The organism is Camelimonas abortus, from assembly GCF_042432745.1.
GTDB lineage: Bacteria > Pseudomonadota > Alphaproteobacteria > Rhizobiales > Beijerinckiaceae > Camelimonas > Camelimonas abortus.
On the sequence record NZ_JBHLWR010000006.1, the window covers coordinates 763,227 to 786,510 of the forward strand.

The following is a 23,284-nucleotide window of genomic DNA, read 5'->3' on the forward strand; positions in this document are numbered from 1 at the left end:
GCCGGCGCGGGGCTGGGCGCTGGCGGGGCTGGTCCGGAACGGCGGCTATGCGCGCTCCGTTGGGTAACCGTATTATGGCGCCGCGTCACGTGGTCCGCCGCCGCGCGGGTTCTGCCGGCGGCGGCGGGCGCGTAAGCTTCGGTCGACTCACCGCTTGCATCAGGGGTAACCGGCTCATGTTTTCCGACACATGCATCGCGCGCGGCCTGTCCGCCGTCCGTCCGGCGGCGCACGCCGGGCTGGGGAGGCTGATTCCCGTTCTCGCCGCGGCGCTGGCGGTTCCGGGCGCGGCCTTCGCCGGCAATTACGACTTCGCCCCGGCGCCGCAGGTGGACCTCAACCGCATATACCGTGTCGAGCGGGTCACGGGCGAGATGGGCGCCTGCCAGTACGGGCTGAAAGAGGGTTCGGTGGGCGTCACCCTGTGCTATGGACCCGGCGAAGGCGCCGGCCCGCAGACGCCGGGCGATTACCGTCTGGTGGCGTCGCGGCACGAGCGGGAGGGCGGCGTGTTCCGCGTCAACGACCGCACCGGCGAAATGAGCATCTGCTACGTGTTCAACGAGAAAGTGGTGTGCACGCCGCAGGCGCGCTGAGACGCGGACAGGACGGAGGGCGCGAACCGCCCGGGACAGGACAGGATGAACGCTGAAGAACTGAAGCGGCGGGCCGCGGCCCGCGCCCTTGACGTCGTCGCCGACGGCATGCGGCTGGGCCTTGGCACCGGCTCTACGGCGAAGCACTTCGTGGAGCTTCTGGGCGAGCGCGTGCGCGCCGGCCTCAGGGTCGTATGCGTGGCCACCTCCGAGGCCACCCAGGCGCAGGCCGAGCGCGAAGGCATCCCCATGTCCACCCTCGACGCGACGCCGGAGCTGGATCTGGTGGTGGACGGCGCCGACGAGCTGGATTCGCGCCTGCGCCTGGTGAAGGGCGGCGGCGGCGCCCTGCTGCGCGAGAAGATCGTCGCCTCCGCCAGCCGGCGCATGATCGTCATCGCCGACGACAGCAAGAAGGTGGAGACCCTCGGCCGCTTCCCGCTGCCGGTGGAGGTCAATCCGTTCGGCCTGGAGGTCACCCGCCGCCAGATCGCCGCGGCGGCGGCGAAACTGGGCTGCACGGGCGAGCTGACGCTGCGCCGGCGCGACGGCCAGGCGTTCGTCACCGACGGCGGCCATTACATCATCGACTGCCATTTCGGCGTCCTGCCCGATCCGGAGGCCCTGGCCGCCGCGCTGGTGGCGATTCCCGGCGTGGTGGAGCACGGCCTGTTCATCGGTCTGGCCACCGGCGTGGTGCTGGCCTCCGCCGGAGGCGTCATCGAAATGGGCGAGGTATGAGCGCAGCGCGGGCGACGCCCGGCGGCTGGCGCTGGCGGCCGATGGCCGCCGCCGACCTGCCGGGCGTGCTGGCGCTGGCGGAGGCGGTTCATCCTGACTATCCGGAGGACGCCGCCGTGTTCGCCGAGCGGCTGCGGCTGTTTCCGGAAGGGTGCCTGACGCTGGAGACGCAGGCCGGCCTCGCCGGCTATCTCGTCGCCCATCCCTGGACGGCGGGCCGCCCCCCGGCGCTGAACAGCCTGCTCGGGGCGCTGCCCGCGCGGCCGCAGCTCTATTACCTGCATGACCTGGCGCTGGCGCCGGCGGCGCGCGGCTCCGGCGCGGCTCCGGCGGCGGTGGCGCTGGCGGCGCAGACCGCGGCGCGGCTTGGCCTTGGCCGCATGGCGCTGGTGGCGGTGGGCGGCGCGGACGGGTTCTGGCGGCGCTGCGGCTTCGCCCCGGCGGCGGAGCCGGCCCTGCAGGAGGCCGCCCGCCGCTATGACCCGCATGCCCTTTACATGACGCGCGAAACGGTGGCCGCCGCCGCAAAATGATCGTATGTCATCTTGCGCGCCGCGCGCCGGCGCGCCGTTCCGCGACCTGACCGACGACCGGAAATCCGGTGTGGTGGAGATACAGATGAACCGACTTGCCCGCCTTGCCGCCATTGGCCTGATTTCGCTGGCGCCGCTGGCCGCCGGCGTCGCGTCCGCCCAGAACGCGCCGTCGGAGTCGCAGCTGGCGGCCGCCCGCGAGGTGGTGCGCGCCTCCGGCCTCGCGCGTTCGTTCGAGGCGGTGCCGCCGACCCTGTTCGACCAGGTGCGCGCCCAGCTGGTGACGCGGCCGGAGATCAAGGGCGACGTCGAGGAGATCATCGTCAGGATCACCCCCCAGATCACCGCCCGCGCCGACGACATGGTCAACGAGGCCGCCAGGATCTTCGCCGCCCAGATTCCGGAGGCGGACCTGAAGCAGGTGGCGGAGTTTTTCAAGTCGCCGGCGGGCCAGAAATATGTGAACGCCCTGCCGGCGGTGATGCAGGACCTGGCCCCGCGCATGCAGGAGTGGACCGAGGCGCTTTCCGGCGTCGTGGTCGAGCTGATCCGCAACGAGCTGCAGGCCCGCGGCAAGTCCTTCTGATTCCGGCTCTGCTGATGTCGGCGCGCGCCCGCGCGCCGGCGTCATGTTGTGGCCGCGGTCGCGGTCCATCCGGCATCCTGTTTGGCGTGAGGGTTGGCGAAGGTGCAGAACACGGCGCAGGCGGTTCCGGAGACGCGGCTACGCTGGGGCAGGGCGCTGGACGCCGCCGCATGGACGGTGCTGGCGGCCATGCCGCTGGCGCTGTGTTTCGCCATCCGCTCCTCGGCGGCGCTCATCGCCGTGGCCGCCGCGCTGGCCCTGGCCGGGGCCGTGGTCTCCGGCCGCGGGCCGCAGGTGGCGGCGCGGGCCCGCGCCGCCTTCACCGGCATGCCCGGCGCGCTGGCGGCGCTGTTCGCGGCGCTGGCGGCCGCCTCGCTGCTGTGGCACCCGTTTCCGCGCCTCGGCCTGTTCGCCATCGGCGAGGGCTTCATTCCCTTCCTTGCGGCCATCGTGCTGGGGCTGGCGCTGGGTCCGCTGGACCGGCCGGCCATGTTCCGCCTGTGCGCCGCGCTGTTCGCGCTCGCCGCCATTGAGGTGAGCGTCGAGCTGTGGACCGGCCTCGCCTGGCGCCACGCCATCGGTTCGCGCACGGCGCTGTTCGTGCTCAACAAGCCGGCCATCTGTCTCGTGGTGCTGTACTGGCCGCTGCTGGCGCTGGCGGAGGGCATGGCGCGGCGCGCGCTGGTGATGGGCGCGCTGGCGGCGCTGATGGCGGCGGCGGTGTTCAAGTCGGTGTCCGGCGCGTCGATGGTCGCCTTCGTCGCCGCCGCGCTGACCTTCGTTCTCGCCAGCCGCCTGCCGCGGCTGGCGTGGGCGCTGGTGATGGCCGGGCTGTTCGCCGGCCTGGCGCTGGCGCCGGTGAAGGGCGTGCTGGCGGAGCGGTTCATCCCGGATCACGTGCTGGACCGGCTGGAGCGCGTGCACGCGCGCGAGCGGGTGGTGATCTGGGGCGATTTCGGCGCGGTGGTGAAGGTGAGCCCGCTTTCGGGCGAAGGCTTCGGCGTCAGCCCGCGCATGGCGGAGACGCCGGCGGCCGCCCGGGTTCCGCAGTCGCGCCGCACGCTGCTGGCGGTGGGCCACCCCCATGACATGTTCCTGCAGCTTTGGGTGGAGCTGGGGGCGGCGGGCGTCCTGCTCGCCGCCGCGGCGCTGGGCTGGCTGGCGTGGGCGACGCGACGCCTGCCGGCGCCGCGCATGGCGCCCGTGCTCGCATGCCTTGCGGCGGTGACCGTGTTCGCCGAGGTCGGCCACGGCGCCTGGCAGGGCTGGTGGGTGGCGATTCTGGGGGCGGCGGCCATCTGGTTCGTCCGGGTCTTCGCGGCGCCGGAGGGCGGCGCGCCCGGCGCGGCCTGCGAGAGGCCTGCAAGAGGGAGGTAACGGCATGAGCGCGTATGACACCGACCTGTTCGTCATCGGCGGCGGCTCCGGCGGCGTGCGCGCCGCCCGCGTGGCGGCCGGGCATGGCGCGCGGGTGATGCTGGCGGAGGAGTTCCGCATGGGCGGCACCTGCGTCATCCGCGGCTGCGTGCCGAAGAAGCTGCTGGTCTACGCCTCCCGCTTCGCCCACGAGTTTGAGGACGCCGCCGGCTTCGGCTGGACGCTGCCGCAGCCGCCGGTTTTCGACTGGCCGACGCTGATCGCCCGCAAGAACGCCGAGATCGCCCGCCTGGAAGGCCTGTACCGCAGCGGCCTCGCCAGCGCCGGGGTGGAGGTGATCGCCGCCCGCGCCGTGCTGGAGGGGCCCAACGCCGTGCGCCTGCTCCCCGACAACCGCGTGGTGACGGCCCGGCGCATCCTCATCGCCACCGGGGCGCGGCCGGCGACGCTGCCGGACGTGCCGGGCGTCGAGCACGCCGTCACCTCCAATGAGGCGCTGGACCTGCCGCAACTGCCGCGCCGGGTGGTGGTGGTGGGCGCCGGCTACATCGCCGTGGAGTTCGCCTGCATTTTCGCCGCGCTCGGCTCCAAAGTGACGCTGGCGCACCGCGGCGACCGCCTGCTGCGCGGCTTCGACCATGACGTGCAGGAGGGGCTCGCCGCCGCCATGGCGAAGCAGATGGAGCTGCGCTTCGGCTGCGGCCTGCGCCGCATCGACCGCACGGACGACGGCCTTGAGGTCGCCCTGACCGACGGTCCGCCGACGCGCGCGGACGTGGTGATGCTGGCGGTGGGCCGCGTGCCCAACACCGCGGGGCTTGGCCTCGAGAAGGCGGGGGTGGCTGTCGGGCCGTCCGGCGCGGTGGCGGTGGACGCGCAGTCGCGCACCTCGGTTCCGTCGGTTTACGCGGTGGGCGACGTCACCAACCGGGTCAACCTGACGCCGGTGGCCATCCGCGAGGGGCACGCCTTCGCCGACACGGTGTTCGGCGGCCGGCCGTGGACCGTGGACCACGCCGTCGTGCCCACGGCGGTGTTCTCGACGCCGGAGATCGGCGCGGTGGGGCTCACCGAGGAGGAGGCGCGCCGCCGCCATGGCGACGTGCTGGTGTACCGCGCCGCCTTCCGGCCGATGAAGGCCACGCTCTCCGGCCGCGAGGAGCGGATGATGATGAAAATCATCGTCGACCGCGCCACGGACCGGGTGCTGGGCGTGCACATTCTCGGCGAGGGCGCGGGCGAGATGATCCAGACCGTCGGCATCGCCGTGACCATGGGCGCGACCAAGGCCGACTTCGACCGCACCATCGCCGTGCACCCCACCGCGGCGGAGGAGCTGGTGACCATGCGCACGCCGGCGGCGCCGTGAGCGGCGCCGGGGCCGGTGCGGGACAATGTCGCGCAGGCTGGCGCAGGGGCCGGGGGCGCGGCGGTCGCGCGGCCCGCTCATGCGACTGCGACGCGTCTTGCGCGCGCAAAATGCTTCAATCCTGGGCGGTTCGGCGGTATAAGCCCGGCTCCGGACCTGTCTCCGGGGGCAGGGCGGCGGCTGCCGATCCACAATGATCCGCTGCGGGAGTGACGAAGATGAGTGAGCGGTGGACGCCCGCGTCATGGCGCCAGAAACCAGTGCAGCAGATGCCGGAGTATCCGGATGCGGCCGCGCTCGCGGCCGTTGAGGAGCAGCTGTCGGCCTTTCCGCCGCTGGTTTTTGCCGGCGAGGCGCGGCAGCTCAAGCGCGCCCTCGCCAAGGTGACCGCGGGGGAGGCATTCCTGCTTCAGGGCGGCGACTGCGCCGAGGCGTTCGCCGAGCACAGCGCCGACAACATCCGCGACTTTTTCCGCGTCTTCCTGCAGATGGCGGTGGTGCTGACCTTCGCCGGCGCCTCGCCGGTGGTGAAGGTTGGCCGCGTCGCCGGCCAGTTCGCCAAGCCGCGCTCCTCGCCGACCGAGACGCTGGACGGCGTCGAGCTGCCCAGCTACCGCGGCGACATCATCAATGACATCGCCTTCACGCCGCAGGCGCGCACGCCTGACGCGCGCCGCCAGCTCATGGCCTACCGCCAGTCGGCGGCGACGCTGAACCTGATCCGCGCCTTCGCCAACGGCGGCTACGCCAACCTGGACAACGTGCACCGCTGGATGCTGGGCTTCGTCAAGGACAGCCCGCAGTCGGAGCGCTACCAGGAGCTGGCCAACCGCATCACCGAGGCGCTCGACTTCATGCGCGCCATCGGCATCGATCCGGAAACCCATCCGGAAATGCGCTCCACCGAGTTCTACACCAGCCACGAGGCGCTGCTGCTCGGTTATGAGCAGGCGCTGACGCGGGTGGATTCCACCACCGGCGACTGGTACGCCACCTCCGGCCACATGCTGTGGATCGGCGACCGCACCCGCCAGCTGGATCACGCCCATGTGGAGTATTTCCGCGGCATCCAGAATCCGGTCGGCGTCAAGTGCGGCCCGTCCCTGTCGCCGGACGAGCTGGTGCGCCTCATCGACGTGCTCAACCCGAAGAACGAGCCGGGCAGGCTGACGCTGATCTGCCGCTTCGGCGCCGACAGGGCGGGCGACCACCTGCCGGGCCTGGTGCGCGCGGTGCAGCGCGAGGGCCGGGCCGTGGTGTGGTCGTGCGATCCGATGCACGGCAACACGGTGAAGGCCGGCGCCTACAAGACCCGCCCGTTCGACCTGATCATGTCGGAGGTGAAGACCTTCTTCGACGTGCACGCGGCCGAGGGCACCTACGCCGGCGGCATCCATCTGGAGATGACCGGCAAGGACGTGACCGAGTGCACCGGCGGCGCCCGGGCCATTTCCGAGGCGTCCCTGTCGGACCGCTACCACACCCACTGCGACCCGCGCCTCAACGCCGAGCAGGCGCTGGAGCTGGCCTTCCTGGTGGCGGAGCGGCTCAAGAAGGAGCGCGAGGGCAAGCTGCAGCAGCAGCGCGCCGCCGCGGCGGAATAGGCGCCGCCGTCACGGCCCGCGCCACGCCAGAGCCCCGGAGCGATCCGGGGCTTTTGCATGTGAGGCGGCGCGCCTGGACGCGCTGCGCGCCTGAGAGCAGGGCCGGCGGACGGCCCGCCGGGCGCGGGCCGCCCGGCGCCTCCCGCCGCCGGTCTCAGGCGGCGATGGCGTCCGAGTGGACGACTTCGGCGAAGCGGTCGGCGATCTCCGCCAGCGCCACGCGCTGCACGTCCGCCGCCGGAACGACGCCGGATTCGCCCGGGTCCGGCAGCGCCCGGGTGGCGGTGGCGTCGGCCACCACGAAACTGGCGGTCAGCCCGTGGTCGAGGGCCGAGCGGGCGGTGGCGCTCACGCACATGTGGGTCATGAAGCCGGCCAGCAGCAGCTGCGGGCGGCCGTGGGCGTCCAGAATCGCCTTCAGGTCGGTGTCCTGGAAGGCGTTGGGCAGGCGCTTGGTCACCACGCGCTCGCCCTCCAGCGGCGCCGTCTCCTCAATGAACCCGCCGCCGCTGCTTTCGGGATCGAACAGGCCGCCCGGCCGGCCCAGCTGCCTTACGTGGATGACCGGCGTCCCCGCCGCGCGGGCGCGCTTCAGCAGCAGGGCGAGACGGCCCACCGCCTGGTCAATGCCGGCGAGCGGCAGGGCGCCGCTGCGGTATTCGTTCTGGGCGTCGATCACCACCAGCGTCGCCTGGGAGAGCCGCGGCTGGCGCGGCGCGATTCCGGCGATGGACAGCAGCGTGCGGGGCGCTTCGGTCAGCGTGGACATGACGTTCCTCCGGCGGCCGGGTCGCGCCGCCGGCGCGGCGCTGGCCGGGTGCGTTTTGCGCCAGCACACCACGGGCCGGCGCGGTTGTCGAGGCCGCCGATTGCGCCGGCGCCGCGCCGCGGGCATAACGACGGCTCCGCGGGTCAACACCACCCCAGGCAGCGTCCATGATCGTCCGTTTCGCTCCTTCGCCCACCGGCTACCTGCACATCGGCAACGCCCGCACCGCGCTGCTGAACGCGCTGCTGGCGCGCCGGGAGGGGGGACGCTTCATCCTGCGCCTCGACGACACCGACCGCGCCCGCTCGCGCGAGGAATACGCCGACGCCATCCGCGAGGATCTCGCCTGGCTGGGCGTGACGCCGGACGCCGTGTTTCGCCAGTCGCAGCGCGGCGCCCTTTACGAGGCCGCGGCGGCGCGGCTGCGCGCCGCCGGGCGCCTCTATCCCTGCTACGAAACCGCCGGGGAGCTGGAGCGCCGTCGCCGCCTCCAGCTTGCCCGCGGCCTGCCGCCGGTCTACGACCGCGCCGCGCTGAAGCTCACCGCCGCCGAACGCGCCGCCCTGGAGGCGCAGGGGCGACGGCCGCACTGGCGCTTCCTGCTCCATCCGGAGACCGTGGTCTGGAACGACCTGGTGCGCGGCGAGTCGCGGGTGGACTGCGCGTCCCTGTCCGATCCGGTGCTGGTGCGCGAGGACGGGGCCTTCCTCTACACCCTGCCGTCGGTGGTCGACGACGCCGACATGGGCGTCACCCATGTGATTCGCGGCGAGGACCATGTCACCAACACGGCGGTGCAGATCCAGCTGTTCGCGGCGCTCGGGGCGCCGTCGCCGCTGTTCGGCCACCACAACCTGCTGGTCACGGCGGACGGCGAGGGGCTGTCCAAGCGGCAGGGCCACCTTTCCCTGCGCGGCCTGCGCGAGCGCGGCGTGGAGCCGCTGGCGGCGGCGGCGCTGGCGGTGCTGGTGGGCACCCCGGAGGCGGTGCGGCCGGTCGCCAGCCTGGACGAACTGGCGTCGCTCGTCGACCTGGGCTCCATTTCCCGCGCCCCGGCGCGTTTCGACGAGCGCGAGCTGCTGGCGCTCAACGCCCGCCTGCTGCACGACATGCCATGGGAGGTCGCCCGCCCGCGGCTCGCCGCCGCCGGCGCCGGTCTGGACGAGGCGGGATGGCTGGCGGTGCGCGGCAATCTGGAGCGCTTCTCCGACGCCGCCGTGTGGGCCGCGATCATCCGTCACGGCCCGCAGCGGCCGCCGGCGGCCGGCATGGACGACGCCTTCCGCGCCGCGGCGCTGGAGACCGCGCCGCCGGAGCCCTGGAATGACGCCACCTGGAAGGTCTGGACCGGCGCCATCCGCGAGCGCACCGGCGCCAGGGGGCGGGCGCTGTTCATGCCCCTGCGCCTTGCGCTCACCGGCCGCGACCACGGACCGGAGATGGCGGCGCTGCTGCCGCTGATCGGCCGGGAGGAGGCGCTGCGCCGCATTCGCGCCGCCATGTGAGGGCCCGCCGGCGTCCAGGCGTCGCCAGCGTCCAGTCGTCGCCAGCGTCCGGCGCCGCAACGTTCAGGCGCCGCCGCCCGCCGCTCCCTGAAAAACGCGCCGCCCGCCGGCGGGCGCCTCGCTCCGGGCGCCGCGCGGCGGCGGTCACTGGTCTTCGGGATCGACGAAGATGTTGGGCGCCACCACGCGGATGCGGGCGCGCTCGCCGGACTGGCCGACGCCTTCGCGGATCTGGCCCTCGCGGGCGCCCACGGCCCGCTCCTCGGTGATGGTCTGCGGGCCGATGCCCGACGATTCGTTGGAGGCGGTGGGCACGGAGGACGGATCCACCGGCGCCTCCTCGTCCTCGGTCTGCTGCTGGGAGGGCGGGGGCGGCGTCTCGCGGCCCTTGCGGGCGGCGTCGGCCGCCACCTTCGGGCGCGAAAGCTCCTCGGCCTTGTCCTCGGTGACGATCATGTCGCCGCGGTTGGCCTTGAGCATGTTCTCCGCCGGCTGCAGGACCGTGGCCCAGTTCTCGTCGGGCTTCTTGCAGGAGCACGCCTGGTCCAGCTTCTTCTTGTATTTTCCGGCGTTGGGCAGCTCGGTGTAGGGCCGCCCCTCGCGGTTGCCGGCGCGCTCGATGGCGCCGTCGCCGCTCATGAAATACACCAGCGTCTGGGCGTTGGGGCACAGCGCCTGGCACATCTCCTCGGCGCCCTCGCGCCGGTTGGAGGGCAGGGGGAAGAAGTAGCCGTCGCAGGCGCGCACGCACACCACGCGCGAGCCGCCGTAGCGCGCGTGGCCCTCGCCGCCTTGCTGAGGCGCGCTCCCCCCCTGGTCCGCCCTGGGTTGCGGCGGCGGCGGCGGCGCGGAGCCGCCGAACAGCCGCTCGAAGAAATTGGGCTCACGTCCGCCCGGCGTGCAGTAGCGCCTGATGGCGTTCACCAGCGCCTGGCGGCGGGCCGGATCGCCCTGGGCGCGTGCCCGGGCGCTGGCGAAGGCCGCCTGCAGCTGGCGCAGGCGCGCGTCCACCTGGCTGCACTGCGGCGGCCGGTCGCTGAAGAAAAGAAAGCCGCGATCGCAGCCCAGCTGCGACCTGTACGCCTGCAGCCGGCCGATTTCGGCGCTGATTCGCCCCGCCTGGGCCGCGGCCGCAGGATCGCCGTGGGACAGCGCCTGAAGCTCCGCCCGGTACTGGTCGCAGGTCGGGTTCTGGGCCTGGGCCGCGGCGACGCCGGCGGCGAGCAGCAGGCCGGCCAGGGCGCCGCGGCGCAGCGCGCTGGCGCAGGCGCGCGCAAGGGCGGCGGCTGCGTTCCGGCGAAGGGCGTCGGGGGCGGCGGGCGCGGCGGGGCGGTTCCCGGGGACGGGGGGGCGCCGGTAAAGCATCGAATCATCCCATCAGGCAGGCGGCTCCGGATAGCCTCCAGTTACGGCGCCATCCGGGCGGCGGTTTATCTCACCGCAAAACGCCGCGCGCGCAAGCGGCCACGGCCGTCGTCGCCGTTCGCGCGCCGCTTCCCTGGCCAGCGTGTGTTTCCGGCCACGCAGGGCATGGCGGCTTTTCGCCGGCGCGCAGGCCGCCTTGTGAAGGGGCGCCGGCGTCGCCATCTTGCCCGGGGCGGCGCGCGTCAGGCGCCGCCGCCGCGCCGCCATGCCGGCGCCTGCCATGCAAGCGGAAGGAATGCGCCAGATGACAGCGGTCAACGGTACAGGTCTGGGCCAGGGCGCCGCGGCGGCGCGCGCCGGCGGTCGCGCCGGGGGCAGGGCGGCGCGCCGCCTCGCGGCCGCGCTGGCGGTCGCCGCGGCGTTCGCCGGCGCGCCCGCCCTCGCCGACGGTCCGGACGTGATCTTCAAAAAATCCACCGTCTGGAAGTTTCTCACCCCGGACGACAGGCTGGTGGTCTATGGCATCGACGATCCGGTGGTGGAGGGCGTCTCCTGCCATTACACCCTGCCGGAGCGCGGCGGCGTGAAGGGCTTGCTGGGCGTGGCCGAGGAGGTGTCGGAGATTTCGCTCTCCTGCCACCAGCGCGGGCCGGTCTCGTTCCGGGAAAAATTCTCGCAGGGCGACGTGGTGTTCTCCGAGCGCCGCTCGCTGGTGTTCAAGAAGATGCAGATCGTGCGCGGCTGCGACGTGAAGCGCAACACGCTGGTCTATCTGGTCTATTCCGACCGGCTGATCGAGGGCTCGCCCCAGAACGCCACCGCCAGCGTGCCCATCGCCCCGTGGGGCGGGCAGGGCGAGCCGGCCAGGTGCGGCGACTGGCTGAAATGACGCCGCGATCCCGCCCGGCCGGCGGCCCGGGGCGCGAAACAGGCCGGGCGTTGCGCTTCCGCCGCCGCTTGCGGCGCGCCGGGGCCTTGACGCGGCCGCTCCGGCGTCGCAAAACGGCGCCATGACGACGGCCCGCATCATTATCATTTGTGCGATCACCGACATAACCGGCTAGCGCAGCGCGCGGCCAGGAGCCGTCCCCTTTTCAGCGAATGAAAATTGGATAGATCTCCGGGCCGCCGGCCAACGGAGAGGGATTTTCCGTGCAAGAGGACGCGCAGAAACTTCCGGACGCGCAGGAGGGGGCCGCGCCGCTGCGGCTCTACAACACCCTGACCCGTCGCAAGGAGCCGTTCCGGCCGATCGATCCGGCCAACGTGCGGATGTACGCCTGCGGCCCGACGGTCTATGACGACGCCCACATCGGCAACGCGCGTCCCATCATCGTCTTCGACGTGCTGTTCCGCGTGCTGCGCCAGGTCTATGGCGAGGCGTCGGTCACCTATGTCCGCAACATCACGGACGTGGACGACAAGATCAACGCCCGCGCCGCCGAGCGCGGCGTCTCCATCCGCGAGCTCACCGACGTCACCGCCCGCCGTTTCCATGAGGACATCCGCGCCCTTGGCGTGCTGATGCCCGGGCAGGTGAACGTGGCGGGCGCGCCGCCGCGTTTCATCGAGCCGCGCGCCACCGATCACATCGCCGAAATGCGCGAGCTGATCGAGCGGCTGCTCGCGCGCGGGATCGCCTATGTGGCCGAGGACCACGTGCTGTTCTCGGTGGCGGCCATGGGCCGCAAGCCCGGCGCGCCGCGCTACGGCGCCCTCGCCAACCGCTCGCTGGACGAGATGCTGGCCGGCGCGCGCGTCGAGGTGGCGCCCTACAAGCGCGATCCCATGGATTTCGTGCTGTGGAAGCCCTCGAAGCCGGGCGAGCCCTCCTGGCCGTCGCCCGGAGGCATAACCACGCCGGGGCGGCCGGGCTGGCACATCGAGTGCTCGGCCATGTCGTGGAAGCACCTGATCCAGGGCTTCGCCGGCCGCGTGACCTGCGACCCGGCCGACGCCAACGTCTTCGACATCCACGCCGGCGGCATCGACCTGGTGTTCCCGCACCATGAGGACGAGATCGCCCAGTCGTGCTGCGCCCTCGATACGCCGCGCATGGCCAATTACTGGCTGCACAACGGCTTCCTGCAGGTCGAGGGGCAGAAGATGTCCAAATCCCTGGGCAACTTCGTCACCATCCGCGACCTGCTCACCTCAGGCAAGTTCGGCGGTCCCTGGGCCGGTCCGGTGATCCGCTGGGCCATGCTGGAGACGCACTATCGCCAGCCCATCGACTGGACCGAGAAGCGTCTGGCCCGCGCCCAGAGCGAGCTGGAGAGCGTCGCCGGCGCCATCGGCGCGCTGCAGGGGCGTTTCTTCGCCGGCTGCGGCGAGAGCCTGCGCAACTGGCTGCGCGGGCTCGACGCCGCGCCGCCGGAGCCGTTTCTGGCCTTCCTCGCCGACGATCTCAACACTCCCGGCGCCATCGCCTGGGCGCGCGGGCTCATGGGGCGCATGGGCTCGGACCTGGAGGCGGCGGGCCTCGTGGTGCGGGCGCTGTCGTTCCTCGGGATCATTGACCGCACGGCGCCGCTGGCGCTGGCGGCGCCGCTCGGCTGCGGCCAGTTCAGCCCCGAGACCGGCATGTTCGGCTTCAGCATGAGCCGCATCTGGCGCACGGCTTACGTCAACAACGACCGCAGGCTGCTGGAGCAGACCACCGGACAGCTGGCGCGGAGGAAGATCGCCATCGAGGCGGATGAAAACGGCCTCGTGCAGTTCCGCGCCGAGGCGGACGACGATCCGGCGCTGGCGCGGGTCAACGCCCTGGTGGCGGCCCGCGCCGAGGCCCGCGCCCGCAAGGACTGGGCCGAGGCCGACCGCATCCGCGACGAGCTCGCCGCCATGGGCGCGGTGGTGAAGGATACGAAGGACGGCGGCGTCACCATCGAGTGGACGGCGCCCAGGACCGGAGGCTGAGGGAGACGACCATGGGGCAGGCGTTCAGGGCGGGGCTGCGTCCCTGTCTTCCCTCCGACGCGCCGGTGCTGGCGGAGATCTACCGCGAGGCCGTCCACGTGCTCGCGGAGGATGACTACGACGGGATCCAGCGCGACGCCTGGGCGGCGCTGGCCGACGACAGCGAGGCCTTCGCCCGGCGGCTGGCCGGCGGGCTCACCCTCGTGGCGGTGGTGGGCGGCGCGCCTGTCGGCTTCGCCTCGCTGCGCGGCGGCGACGAGGTGGACATGCTTTACGTCCACCCCTCTGCGGCCGGGCAGGGCGTGGGCGCCATGCTGCTGGAGGCGCTGGAGAAACTGGCCGCCGCGCGCGGCGCGCGCATGCTGACCGCGGCCGTGTCGGACGTGGCCAGCCACCTGTTCACGAAACTTGGCTATGAGCAGCAGCGGCGCGAGACCGTGGACCTCGACGGGGTCTGGCTCGGCCGCACGGTCATGACCAAGCGCCTGGCCAAGGCCGGCGGCGAGACGACCCCTAGGGAACGGCAATGACGCGGGAACGCCTGTATCTGTTTGACACCACCCTGCGCGACGGCGCGCAGACCACCGGGGTGGATTTCTCCATTGAGGACAAGCGCCGCATCGCCGCCATGCTCGACCGGCTCGGCGTGGACTATGTGGAGGGCGGCTACCCGGGCGCAAATCCCACCGACACCGCCTTTTTCCAGGAAAAGCCCACGAAGCGCGCCGTGTTCACCGCCTTCGGCATGACCAGGCGGGCGGGGCGTTCGGCGGCCAATGATCCGGGCGTGGCGGCGCTCCTGGACAGCCGCGCCGACGCCATCTGCTTCGTCGCCAAGAGCTGGGACTACCAGGTGCGCGTGGCCTTGGAGATCTCTCTGGAGGAGAACCTGGCGTGCATCCGTGACAGCGTCGCCGCGGCGAAGGCCGCCGGCCGCGAGGTGATGCTGGACTGCGAGCACTTCTTCGACGGCTACAAGGCCAATCCGGAATATGCGCTGGCCTGCGCGAAGGAGGCCTACGCCGCCGGCGCCCGCTGGGTGGTGCTGTGCGACACCAACGGCGGCACGCTGCCGGACGAGGTGGAGCGCATCGTCGCCGGGGTGGCGAAGCACATCCCCGGCTCCAGCCTCGGCATTCACCCCCATGACGACACCGGCTGCGCCGTGGCCAACGCGCTGGCGGCGGTGCGCGCCGGCGCCCGTCAGATCCAGGGCACGCTGAACGGCCTCGGCGAGCGCTGCGGCAACGCCAACCTGGTGTCGCTGATCCCGACGCTGATGCTGAAGGAGCCCTACGCCTCGCGCTTCGAGCTGGGCGTGACGCGCGAGGGGCTGGCGACGCTCACCCATGTGTCGCGGGTGATGGACGAGATTCTCAACCGCGCCCCCAACCGGCACGCTCCCTATGTGGGCGCCAGCGCCTTCGCCACCAAGGCGGGCATTCACGCCTCGGCGGTGCTGAAGGATCCGCGCACCTACGAGCACATCGAGCCGGAGCTGGTGGGCAACGCGCGCCAGCTGCTGGTGTCGCTGCAGGCGGGCAAGTCGAACATTCTGGCGGAGCTGTCGCGCGTCGGCATCGAGCTGGACAGGGATGACCCGCGTCTGGGCCGCCTGCTCGAGGAGGTGAAGGAGAAGGAGGCGTGCGGCTACGCCTATGAGGGCGCCGACGCGTCGTTCTACCTGCTGGCGCGGCGCGTGCTGGGGGAGGTTCCGGCCTTTTTCCACGTGGAGCGTTTCAGCGTCAGCGTCGAGCGCCGCTACAATGCGGTGGGCGAGCTGGTCACCGTCAGCCAGGCGGTGGTGAAGGTGCGTGTGGGCGACGAGGAGCTGATTTCGGCTGCGGAGGGCAACGGCCCGGTGAACGCGCTGGACCTGGCGCTGCGCAAGGACCTCGGCAAGTACCAGCCGCTGATCGGGGGGCTGCGCCTGCGGGACTTCAAGGTGCGCGTGTTCCAGGGCGGCACCGACGCGGTGACGCGCGTGCTGGTCGAAAGCGGCGACGAAACCGGCGACAGCTGGACCACCGTCGGCGTCAGCGCCAATGTCATCGACGCCTCCTTCCAGGCGCTGACCGACTCGATCGTCTACAAGCTGCTGAAGTGCAACGCGAAGGCGTGAGGCGCCGCCGCCGCGCGGACGCCCCGGCGTGACCCCGCGCCCCGCGCAGGCGCCGGGGCCACGCCCGTCATGGCGGCGCTGGTCCCGGCGCACGCGCGCCGCGCCGCCGTAAGGAATTCCGCGTCGCAGGAGAAACGCGGCGGCCTTTCAGGCGCGTTTCGCCGCACGGGCGGCCCGGGCGGGCGCGGCCCTCCGCCCGGGATCCCGTCCCGGTCCGCCGGACCTGCGCCCGGGCGGCGAGGCGGGCGCGAACGGAAAAGGCTGGCGTCGCCGCCAGCCTTGGGTGGTCTCCGTCGCGGAGGCCGGTTCACTTTTTCTCCGCGGCCGGCCCGGCGTCCCCGTCCGCCGCGGGGGCCGGATCGAGGTGCTTGCAGCCGCCCTCGGAGAGCGGCCGCATGATGTCGTCGGCCTTCACCACCTGCCTGATCTTCACGAGGTCCCACTCGCCCCTGACCTCGTCGGGGGCCTTCACCTCCACCAGCAGCATGTCGTTCATCAGGCGGCCGTCGGGACGGATCTTCGCGCCGCGGGCGTAGAAATCGTCCAGGGGCATTTCCTTCATCTTGCGCATGACGGTGAGACCGTCGAGCGAGCCGGTCTCCTCCACCGCCTTCAGGAAGTGCTTCACGGCGCTGTAAACGGCGGCGTGGTTGTGGTCCGGCTTCTTGCCGCCGGACTTCGCCTCATAGCGTTTCGCGAAGGCGCGGCTTTCGTCGTCGCGGTCCCAGTAATAGCCGGAGAGATACTGCACGCCCTGCAGCGCCTCCGGCCCGAGCGAATGCACCGAGGTGAGGTAGAAGATCAGCACGCCGAGCTTCTGGTCGCCGTAGCCCACCTGGAACTCGCGCGCCTGCTTGAGGCTGTTCACCGTGTCGCCGGAGGCGTTGGCGAAGGCGACGATATTGGCGCCGGAGGCCTGCGCCTGCATCAGGAACGAGGAGTAGTCCATGACGCCGACCGGATGGCGCACCGCGCCCAGCACCTTGCCGCCGGCGGCCTCCACCTCCTTCGTCACCGCCGCCTGCATGGCGTGGCCGAAGGCGTAGTCGGCGGTGAGGAAGAACCAGGTCTTGCCGCCCTGGTCGACCACCGACCGGGCGAGGCCCTTGGCCAGCGAGTAGGTGTCGTAGAGCCACATGGCGGCGGTGGGGGCGCACGCCTTGCCGAACACGTCGGCGGTGGCCGAGCCGGTGTGCACCACGATCTTGCCGCGCTCGCGGGCGATGTCGTTCACCGCCAGCGAAATGGCGGAGTTGCCGATGTCGAACAGCGCGTCGATGTTCTCGCGGTCATACATTTCGCGGGCGAGCGAGGCGCCGATGTCGGTCTTGTTCTGGTGATCGGGCCCCAGCAGCTTCACCGGATGGCCGCCGACCTTGCCGCCGACATCCTCAATGGCCAGCTCCGCCGCCCACACCGAGCCGACGCCGCCGGGATCGGCGAACACCGACGACTTGTCGTTGAGCACGGCGATGCCGACCGGGCGCTCGAGCCGCCCGGCGACGGCGGGAGACAGGCCGGCCGCCAGCGCCAGACCAAGCGCCGCGGCGCCTGCGAGACGGCGCGCAATCCTGCGATGCATGCGTTTTTCCTCCGGAAGAATTGTCGTTGCCCCTGCGGATAGCGGGGCCGGAGGTGAATATCAATACATTTGCATAACATGCGGCCGCCGCGCGCAGGCCGTGGAGGGGGCGAGCGCGCCGGAGCGCCCCAATGAAAAAGGCTGGCGTCGCCGCCAGCCTTGCGTGGTCTGCGGCGCGGGGCCGCGCGGCTTACTTCTTCTCCGCCGCCTCCGGAGCCGGGTCGAGGTGCTTGCAGCCGCCCTCGGAGAGCGGCCGCATGATGTCATCGGCCTTCACCACCTGCCTGATCTTCAGCAGGTCCCACTCGCCGTTCTTCACCTCTTCCGGCGCCTTCACCTCAACCAGCAGCATGTCGTTCATCAGGCGGCCGTCGGCGCGGATCCTGGCGCCATTGGCGAAGAAGTCGTTCACCGGCGTCTCCTTCATCTTGCGCATCACCGTGAGGCCGTCGGTGGACCTGGAGTCCTTCACCGCCTGCAGGTAGTGACGCACCGAGGAGTAAACCGCGGCGTGGGTGTGGTCGGGCTTCTTGCCGGTCACCGCTTCGAATCGCTTCGCGAATTCGCGGCTGGCGTCGTCACGGTCCCAGTAATAGCCGGAAAGATACTGCACGCCCTGGGTGGCCCTGGGCCCGAGCGCATGCACCGAAGTGAGGTAGAAGATCAGCACGCCGAGCTTCTGGTTGCCTTCGCCCACCTGGAACTCGCGCGCCTGCTTCAGGCTGGTCACCGTGTCGCCGGAGGCGTTGGCGAAGGCGACGATGTCGGCGCCGGAAGCCTGGGCCTGCATCAGGAAGGACGAGAAGTCCATGGTGCCCACCGGATGGCGCACCGAGCCCAGCACCTTGCCGCCGTTGGCCTCGACGACCCTGGTCACCTCGTTCTGCATGGCGTGGCCGAAGGCGTAGTCGGCGGTGATGAAGAACCAGGTCTTGCCGCCCTGCTCAACCACCGACTTGGCGAGGCCCTTGGCCAGCGAATAGGTATCGTACAGCCACATGGCGCCGGTGGGCGAGCAGGCCTTGCCGAACACGTCCGCCGTGGCCGAGCCCGAGTGCACCACGATCTTGCCGCGCTCGCGGGCGATGTCCTGCACCGCCAGCGAAATGGCGGAGTTGCCGATGTCGAAGATCGCCTCGACGCCTTCCTGGTCATACATCTGGCGGGCGAGCTGGGCGCCGATGTCGGTCTTGTTCTGGTGGTCGGGGCCCAGAACCACGATCTTCATGCCGTTGATTTCGCCGCCAAAATCGTCGGCGGCGAGCTGCGCGGCCTTCACCGAGGCGACGCCGCCGGCGTCCGAAAACACCGAGCTCTTGTCGTTGAGCACGGCGATCTTGAGTTCTTTCTTTTCCTGGGCGGCGGCGGTGGCGAAGGGCGCGGCCACGGCGAGGCCGAGCGCCAGGCAGCGTGTCAGAAAGGCGTTCATCCTGTCCTCCCGGGTCAGGCCCAGGGGCCTGACCAGTCCAATCATCTCCGGAAGCGGCGCCTGCGCCGTTGTTGTCGTTATTGTCGCCGTATGGCGCTCCGGTTCCGGAAAGCACGGTGGTCAACCACTATCGCGGCGCCCGGAACGCGGCAATCATCGCCAGATCCATCTTTAGACCAGGACGCCCGTCGCCGTCGGGCGCGCCGGCGCGCGTCAGAACGGGCCGGGCGCGGCGGGTCTCTCCGGCGAGGACTGCGGCGGCGCGCCCGGGTTCCGCGCCGCCTCCAGCAGCAGCGTCAGCGCCTCCTCAGGGGTGGCGGCGACGATGCAGCTGGCGTCGAGCCCGGGGCGCAGGAAGGCCTCGCGCCGCATGTGCTCCAGCAGCTGCAGGAACGGGTCCCAGAAACCCAGCGTGTTCACCAGCAGGACCGGCCGGTTGTGCGCGCCGAGCTGCGCCCAGGTCATCTGCTCCACCAGCTCCTCCAGCGTGCCGATGCCGCCGGGCAGGGCGATGAAGGCGTCGGCGCGTTCATACATCAGCCGCTTGCGGGCGTGCATGTCGGGCACGACCAGCAGGTCCTGCGCCTCCTTCAGCGCCAGCTCGCGCCGCAGCAGGAATTCGGGAATGACGCCGGTGACCTCGCCGCCGCAACGCAGCGCCGCCCTGGCCGTCTCCCCCATCAGCCCGATGGAGCCGCCGCCATAGACGAGGCGCACGCCGTGGCCAGCCAACAGCTCGCCGAGCCGGCGCGCCGCCGCCGCATATTCGGGACGCGCCCCGGCGCCGGAGCCGCAGAACACGCAGGCGGCGAGCTGTTCGCCCGGCCGGTTGGCGGACAGGGGACGGGAAAGTCTCATTCTGGACATTTTCAGTTGTCTGACGTGGCTTTACTTTCTTCTTCGGGATCTCCGCCCGGGCCGCGACGCGCCCGCGCCGGGCCGGCGCTCCCGCCCTGCCGCAGCCATACGGGGACCTGACGTTTTCATGAGCGAACCAGTCATGCCGCCTGTCAACGCCAGAACCGTCGCCCGCATCGGGCTGGCGCTGGCCGTGCTCGTTCTCATCGCCATCATCGCGCTGACATTCGGACCTTTCCGTGACCGGCGCGCGCCGGTGGAGGCGGGCGGCGAGCCCGCCGCCGCCGGGACCCGGCCGCCGGTCCAGCAGGCCCGGCCGGTCCAGAAGACGGAGCCGGCCGGGGAGGCGCAGCCTGCGCAGGACGCGGCCGGGCGCGCCCCAGGCGACGCGGCGGGGCGGGCGGCGGCGCCCGCCGCGCCGGAGACGGCGCCGGCCGGCGTGGGGCAGGCCGCGGACGCCGGAACAGCGGAGCCGGGCGCGGCCGGGAAGGCGGGCGAGGCGCGCGCCGGCAACGTGATTCCCGCCTTCGACGTGGTGCGGGTGGAGCCGGACGGGGCGGCGGTGATCGCCGGCCGGGCGGCCCCTGGCGCCGCCGTCGAGCTGCTCTCCCGCAACCCCGACGGCGCCCTTGCGCCGCTGCGCCGCGAGACCGCGGACGGCTCCGGCCTGTTCGCCTTCACCGTCGATCCGCTGCCGCGCGGCCGCCACGAGCTGGGCCTGCGCGCCACGGGCCAGACGGGCGCGCCGGTCCAGTCGCGCCAGACCGTGATGGTGGACGTCGATCCGCCGCGCCCGCCGCTGGTGGCGCTGGTGGAGCCGGACCGGCCGACCCGGGTGCTGTCCCGCCCGGAGGCGCCGCCCGCCGCCCCGGAGGCGGCGGAGCCGGCCGGCGGACCCGGCGCGCCCGCCGGGCAGGCGAAGGCCGGGGAGACCCGAGCTGCGCGGGAAACGGCGCGGGAAACCGCGACGGAAGGGGCGAAGCAGCCGGACGCCCATGCGGATGCCGGCGTGCGCGTGCTGCAGGTGGAGGCCGACGACGACGGCAGGCTCTATGTCGTCGGCCGGGCGAAGCCGGGCGCGACGCTGCGCCTTTACCTGAACGACGCGCTGGCCGCCTCCGCCGTCGCCAACCAGCGCGGCGAGGCTGAATTCTCCCTGCGTTGGTCGATGCCTGGGGGCGACTGCCGCGTGCGCCTCGACGAGGTCGATCCGGCCACGGGCCGGGTGCTGTCGCGGGCGGAGGCGCCGTGGGAGCCGGGGCGTCACGACGCCGCCGCGCAGGCTGCGGCGCAGGACAGCGGGGCGCAGGGCGCCGCCGGGGATTCCGGCGCGGCGGGCGCCGGCCAGGGCCGGCGCCCGTCCCAGGAGGCGGCGAAGACCGCGCCGGCGCGCACCCATGTGGTGCGCAAGGGCGAGAGCCTATGGAGCATCAGCCGCCGCACCTACCGCCTTGGCTCGCGCTACACCACCATTTATGAAGCCAACCAGGACCAGATCGCCGACCGCGACCTGATCTATCCGGGCCAGGTGTTCGTTCTGCCCATGCCGGGGCATGATCCCGCCCGCGGCGGCGTCCAACGCGGCAGGCACGGCGACGTGAGCGAGAAATAGCCCGCCGCCGGCCGGGCGTGACTCAGCGCGGCGCCGGCAGGCCGGGGTCGCCCCAGGCCGGAGTCGCCCCGGACCGGGCGGCCCAGACCGGGTTCCGCCCGCTCCGGTCCGGCGAGGCCCGGTCCGGCCGGACCGTGTCCCGGCTGACGGGCGGACTGCGCCGTCGCGGCGCCGCCTGGCGGGCGCGCAGGGCATGGCCCGGCGGCTCCGCCTCCATTCCGCCAGGAAAAGGGTATGTATCGCCGGCGGTCCCGCGGAGCCGCCGCCGGGGCGTTCGCGCTTCCGCGCGGCGGGCGGCGGTCGCGACAGGCAGGGCAGGGGTGAGCAGTGATGGCACGGGGGCATGCGCGTAACGCCGGCGGATTTCCGGCGCCGGAAGCGTCCGCGACGGGCGACGGCCTGCTGGCGACGGCGCGGCGGCTCGCGCCCTATCTGTGGCCGCCGGCGGAGCGTCGCGATCTCAGGGGACGCATCTGGCTGGCCACGCTGCTGATCGTCGCCGCCAAGCTGGTCACCGTCGCCATGCCCTACGCCTTCAAGTGGGCGACGGACGCGCTGGCCGGCGACCAGCCGTTCTCCGGCGACGCGCCGCACTGGCTGTGGCAGGCGCCGCTGGCGCTCACCGCGCTCTATGGCCTCTCCCGCATCGCCATGGCCGCGCTCACCCAGATGCGCGACGCGGTGTTCGCCACCGTGACCATGGCGGCGGTGCGCCGCCTCGCCACTGACGTCTTCAACCACATGAACCAGCTCTCCCTGCGCTTCCACCTGGACCGGCGCATGGGCGGGCTCACCCGCATTCTCGAGCGCGGCCGGACGGGCGTGCAGGAGCTGTCGCGGCTGTTCGTGCTGCAGCTGCTGCCCACCATTCTCGAGTTCGCCCTGGTGCTGGGCGTGCTCACCTGGCAGTTCGACTGGCGCTACGCCGCCATCGTCGTGGTCATGGTGGCGCTGTACGTGCTCTATACCTACCACGCCACCAACTGGCGCATCGCCATCCGCCGGCGCATGAACGAGACCGACAACGTCGTCCAGACCCGCGCCGTCGACGCCCTGCTCAATTACGAGACGGTGAAATATTTCGGCGCCGAGGAGCGCGAGGGACGCCGCTACGACGAATCAATGGCCCGCTACGAGGCCAGCTCCGTGCAGAGTTACGTGTCGCTGGCGGTGCTCAACGCCGGCCAGGTGATCATCTTCACCCTCGGCCTCACCGCCGCCATGGCCCTCGCCGTCATGGACATCCGCGCCGGCCGCGCCACCGTGGGCGGCTTCGTGATGATCAACGCCATGCTGGTGCAGCTGTCGGTCCCGCTCAATTTCATGGGCATGATCTACCGCGAGATCCGCCAGTCGTTGCTCGACATCAGCCAGATGTTCGCGGTGCTGGACCAGGAGCCCGAGATCCGCGACGCGCCGGACGCGCAGCCGCTGCAGGTGCGCGGCGGCGCGGTGCGCTTCGAGAACGTGCGCTTCGGCTACCGGCCCGACCGCGAGATACTGAAGGGAATCAGCTTCGAGATCCCGGCCGGGCGCACCGTGGCCATCGTCGGCCCCTCGGGGGCGGGCAAGTCGACCCTGTCGCGCCTGCTGTTCCGCTTCTACGAGCCCACCGCCGGCCGCATCCTCATCGACGGCCAGGACATCGCCCGCGTCACCCAGAAGAGCCTGCGCGCCGCCATCGGCATGGTGCCGCAGGACACGGTGCTGTTCAACGACACCATCGCCTACAACATCCGCTACGGCCGCTGGGACGCCAGCGACGAGGACGTGCGCGCCGCCGCCCGCATGGCCCAGCTGGCGCCGGTGGTGGAGGCGATGCCTGAAGGATACCAGACGCTTGTGGGCGAACGCGGACTCAAGCTCTCAGGCGGCGAGAAGCAGCGGGTGGCCATCGCCCGGACCATCCTGAAGGCGCCGCCCATCCTGGTGCTGGACGAGGCCACCTCCGCCCTCGACAGCTTCACCGAGCGCCAGATCCAGGAGGCGCTGGCCGAGGTCAGCCGCGGCCGCACCACCCTGGTGATCGCCCACCGCCTGTCCACCGTCGTACACGCCGACGAGATCGTGGTGCTGGAGTGGGGAGAGATCGTCGAGCGCGGAACCCACCTGCAGCTGCTGGCCCGGGGGGGCGTCTACGCCGGCCTCTGGAGCCGACAGCGCCGGGCGGAGGAGGCGCTGAAAACCCTGCGCGAGACCGGCGAGGACGGCGCGGTCGCGCCTGCGGCGCCGGGTCTCGCCGCCGGCTGAACGCCCGGCGCGGCGGCAGGCGGCGTTTCTCCGGCCGGTGTGATAGGATAAGGATGCCGGTCCGCGC

At 72.1% G+C, this 23,284-nt stretch carries 19 protein-coding genes; 14 read left to right on the forward strand and 5 right to left on the reverse strand.

The window, feature by feature from the left end; genetic code table 11:
• Window positions 1-176: 176 nt before the first annotated feature.
• The 7 genes from ACFFJB_RS05780 to ACFFJB_RS05810 all read left to right on the forward strand — a co-directional run bounded on the left by ACFFJB_RS05780 (window position 177) and on the right by ACFFJB_RS05810 (window position 6,806).
• Window positions 177-596, forward strand: a complete 420-nt coding sequence (locus ACFFJB_RS05780) for a hypothetical protein (RefSeq protein WP_376830310.1) — start codon at window positions 177-179, stop codon at window positions 594-596.
• Window positions 597-641: 45 nt separating this feature from the next.
• Entirely contained in the window at window positions 642-1,337 is a 696-nt protein-coding gene (gene rpiA, locus ACFFJB_RS05785) for a ribose-5-phosphate isomerase RpiA (RefSeq protein ID WP_376830311.1), read from the forward strand.
• Window positions 1,334-1,870, forward strand: a complete 537-nt coding sequence (locus ACFFJB_RS05790; protein WP_376830312.1) for a GNAT family N-acetyltransferase — start codon at window positions 1,334-1,336, stop codon at window positions 1,868-1,870. Before rpiA ends, ACFFJB_RS05790 begins: the two co-directional genes overlap by 4 nt.
• Window positions 1,871-1,955: 85 nt before the next feature.
• Window positions 1,956-2,456 (forward strand): DUF2059 domain-containing protein, encoded by a 501-nt coding sequence (locus tag ACFFJB_RS05795; protein ID WP_376830313.1) that lies wholly within the window; start codon window positions 1,956-1,958, stop codon window positions 2,454-2,456.
• A 102-nt stretch (window positions 2,457-2,558) separates the two neighbouring features.
• A complete protein-coding gene (locus ACFFJB_RS05800) occupies window positions 2,559-3,833 on the forward strand; it encodes an O-antigen ligase family protein (RefSeq protein ID WP_376832563.1) in 1,275 nt (424 codons plus the stop codon).
• A 4-nt stretch (window positions 3,834-3,837) separates the two neighbouring features.
• Window positions 3,838-5,202: a glutathione-disulfide reductase gene (gene gor, locus ACFFJB_RS05805; RefSeq protein WP_376830314.1), complete on the forward strand. Its 1,365-nt coding sequence runs from the start codon at window positions 3,838-3,840 to the stop codon at window positions 5,200-5,202.
• Window positions 5,203-5,420: 218 nt separating this feature from the next.
• Window positions 5,421-6,806 carry a class II 3-deoxy-7-phosphoheptulonate synthase gene (locus ACFFJB_RS05810; protein WP_376830315.1) on the forward strand — a complete coding sequence of 462 codons (1,386 nt, stop codon included), beginning with the start codon at window positions 5,421-5,423 and terminating at the stop codon, window positions 6,804-6,806.
• Window positions 6,807-6,960: 154 nt separating this feature from the next.
• Here the strand turns inward: ACFFJB_RS05810 and ACFFJB_RS05815 are convergent, their stop codons facing one another.
• The gene (locus ACFFJB_RS05815; RefSeq protein WP_376830316.1) at window positions 6,961-7,575 is read right to left on the reverse strand and encodes a cysteine hydrolase family protein; all 615 of its coding nucleotides are present in this window, start codon (window positions 7,573-7,575) and stop codon (window positions 6,961-6,963) included.
• 167 nt (window positions 7,576-7,742) lie between these two features.
• Between ACFFJB_RS05815 and gltX the strand changes: the two genes are divergently transcribed.
• Window positions 7,743-9,080, forward strand: coding sequence for a glutamate--tRNA ligase (gene gltX / locus ACFFJB_RS05820; RefSeq protein WP_376830317.1), 1,338 nt, complete (start codon window positions 7,743-7,745; stop codon window positions 9,078-9,080).
• Between the two features lie 144 nt (window positions 9,081-9,224).
• Here gltX and ACFFJB_RS05825 read toward each other — a convergent pair whose 3' ends face one another.
• Complete coding sequence (locus ACFFJB_RS05825) at window positions 9,225-10,445, reverse strand: DUF2865 domain-containing protein (RefSeq protein WP_376830318.1); 1,221 nt, start codon at window positions 10,443-10,445, stop codon at window positions 9,225-9,227.
• 295 nt (window positions 10,446-10,740) lie between these two features.
• Here ACFFJB_RS05825 and ACFFJB_RS05830 point away from each other — a divergent pair, with 295 nt between their 5' ends.
• The 4 genes from ACFFJB_RS05830 (at window position 10,741) to cimA (ending at window position 15,486) form a co-directional block, all read left to right on the forward strand.
• Window positions 10,741-11,334 carry a CreA family protein gene (locus tag ACFFJB_RS05830; protein ID WP_376830319.1) on the forward strand — a complete coding sequence of 198 codons (594 nt, stop codon included), beginning with the start codon at window positions 10,741-10,743 and terminating at the stop codon, window positions 11,332-11,334.
• Between the two features lie 314 nt (window positions 11,335-11,648).
• A complete protein-coding gene (gene cysS / locus ACFFJB_RS05835) occupies window positions 11,649-13,364 on the forward strand; it encodes a cysteine--tRNA ligase (RefSeq protein WP_376868853.1) in 1,716 nt (571 codons plus the stop codon).
• Window positions 13,365-13,375: 11 nt separating this feature from the next.
• Window positions 13,376-13,894: a GNAT family N-acetyltransferase gene (locus ACFFJB_RS05840; protein ID WP_376830321.1), complete on the forward strand. Its 519-nt coding sequence runs from the start codon at window positions 13,376-13,378 to the stop codon at window positions 13,892-13,894.
• Window positions 13,891-15,486 (forward strand): citramalate synthase, encoded by a 1,596-nt coding sequence (gene cimA, locus ACFFJB_RS05845; RefSeq protein WP_376830322.1) that lies wholly within the window; start codon window positions 13,891-13,893, stop codon window positions 15,484-15,486. Before ACFFJB_RS05840 ends, cimA begins: the two co-directional genes overlap by 4 nt.
• A gap of 307 nt (window positions 15,487-15,793) precedes the next feature.
• On the opposite strand, the gene ACFFJB_RS05850 is transcribed toward cimA, so the two are convergent.
• From ACFFJB_RS05850 to ACFFJB_RS05860, 3 genes are all read right to left on the reverse strand, one after another.
• Window positions 15,794-17,068 (reverse strand): ABC transporter substrate-binding protein, encoded by a 1,275-nt coding sequence (locus ACFFJB_RS05850; protein WP_376830323.1) that lies wholly within the window; start codon window positions 17,066-17,068, stop codon window positions 15,794-15,796.
• Window positions 17,069-17,258: 190 nt separating this feature from the next.
• Window positions 17,259-18,497, reverse strand: coding sequence for an ABC transporter substrate-binding protein (locus ACFFJB_RS05855; protein WP_376830324.1), 1,239 nt, complete (start codon window positions 18,495-18,497; stop codon window positions 17,259-17,261).
• Between the two features lie 213 nt (window positions 18,498-18,710).
• Window positions 18,711-19,355, reverse strand: coding sequence for an LOG family protein (locus ACFFJB_RS05860; protein WP_376830325.1), 645 nt, complete (start codon window positions 19,353-19,355; stop codon window positions 18,711-18,713).
• Window positions 19,356-19,482: 127 nt separating this feature from the next.
• Here ACFFJB_RS05860 and ACFFJB_RS05865 point away from each other — a divergent pair, with 127 nt between their 5' ends.
• Window positions 19,483-20,967: a LysM peptidoglycan-binding domain-containing protein gene (locus ACFFJB_RS05865; RefSeq protein ID WP_376830326.1), complete on the forward strand. Its 1,485-nt coding sequence runs from the start codon at window positions 19,483-19,485 to the stop codon at window positions 20,965-20,967.
• 330 nt (window positions 20,968-21,297) lie between these two features.
• Window positions 21,298-23,217 carry an ABCB family ABC transporter ATP-binding protein/permease gene (locus ACFFJB_RS05870; protein WP_376830327.1) on the forward strand — a complete coding sequence of 640 codons (1,920 nt, stop codon included), beginning with the start codon at window positions 21,298-21,300 and terminating at the stop codon, window positions 23,215-23,217.
• Window positions 23,218-23,284 lie beyond the last annotated feature (67 nt).

Excerpts from the sequence above, each read along its gene's own strand:
- rpiA (WP_376830311.1), top strand. The coding sequence starts at position 642 with ATGAACGCTGAAGAACTGAAGCGGCGGGCCGCGGCCCGCGCCCTTGAC.
- cimA (WP_376830322.1), top strand. The coding sequence starts at position 13,891 with ATGACGCGGGAACGCCTGTATCTGTTTGACACCACCCTGCGCGACGGC.
- ACFFJB_RS05850 (WP_376830323.1), bottom strand. The coding sequence starts at position 17,068 with ATGCATCGCAGGATTGCGCGCCGTCTCGCAGGCGCCGCGGCGCTTGGT.
- ACFFJB_RS05855 (WP_376830324.1), bottom strand. The coding sequence starts at position 18,497 with ATGAACGCCTTTCTGACACGCTGCCTGGCGCTCGGCCTCGCCGTGGCC.
- gltX (WP_376830317.1), top strand. The coding sequence starts at position 7,743 with ATGATCGTCCGTTTCGCTCCTTCGCCCACCGGCTACCTGCACATCGGC.
- ACFFJB_RS05830 (WP_376830319.1), top strand. The coding sequence starts at position 10,741 with ATGCGCCAGATGACAGCGGTCAACGGTACAGGTCTGGGCCAGGGCGCC.
- ACFFJB_RS05795 (WP_376830313.1), top strand. The coding sequence starts at position 1,956 with ATGAACCGACTTGCCCGCCTTGCCGCCATTGGCCTGATTTCGCTGGCG.
- ACFFJB_RS05865 (WP_376830326.1), top strand. The coding sequence starts at position 19,483 with ATGAGCGAACCAGTCATGCCGCCTGTCAACGCCAGAACCGTCGCCCGC.
- ACFFJB_RS05790 (WP_376830312.1), top strand. The coding sequence starts at position 1,334 with ATGAGCGCAGCGCGGGCGACGCCCGGCGGCTGGCGCTGGCGGCCGATG.
- ACFFJB_RS05825 (WP_376830318.1), bottom strand. The coding sequence starts at position 10,445 with ATGCTTTACCGGCGCCCCCCCGTCCCCGGGAACCGCCCCGCCGCGCCC.
- ACFFJB_RS05810 (WP_376830315.1), top strand. The coding sequence starts at position 5,421 with ATGAGTGAGCGGTGGACGCCCGCGTCATGGCGCCAGAAACCAGTGCAG.
- gor (WP_376830314.1), top strand. The coding sequence starts at position 3,838 with ATGAGCGCGTATGACACCGACCTGTTCGTCATCGGCGGCGGCTCCGGC.
- ACFFJB_RS05860 (WP_376830325.1), bottom strand. The coding sequence starts at position 19,355 with ATGAGACTTTCCCGTCCCCTGTCCGCCAACCGGCCGGGCGAACAGCTC.
- ACFFJB_RS05870 (WP_376830327.1), top strand. The coding sequence starts at position 21,298 with ATGGCACGGGGGCATGCGCGTAACGCCGGCGGATTTCCGGCGCCGGAA.
- ACFFJB_RS05780 (WP_376830310.1), top strand. The coding sequence starts at position 177 with ATGTTTTCCGACACATGCATCGCGCGCGGCCTGTCCGCCGTCCGTCCG.
- ACFFJB_RS05840 (WP_376830321.1), top strand. The coding sequence starts at position 13,376 with ATGGGGCAGGCGTTCAGGGCGGGGCTGCGTCCCTGTCTTCCCTCCGAC.
- ACFFJB_RS05815 (WP_376830316.1), bottom strand. The coding sequence starts at position 7,575 with ATGTCCACGCTGACCGAAGCGCCCCGCACGCTGCTGTCCATCGCCGGA.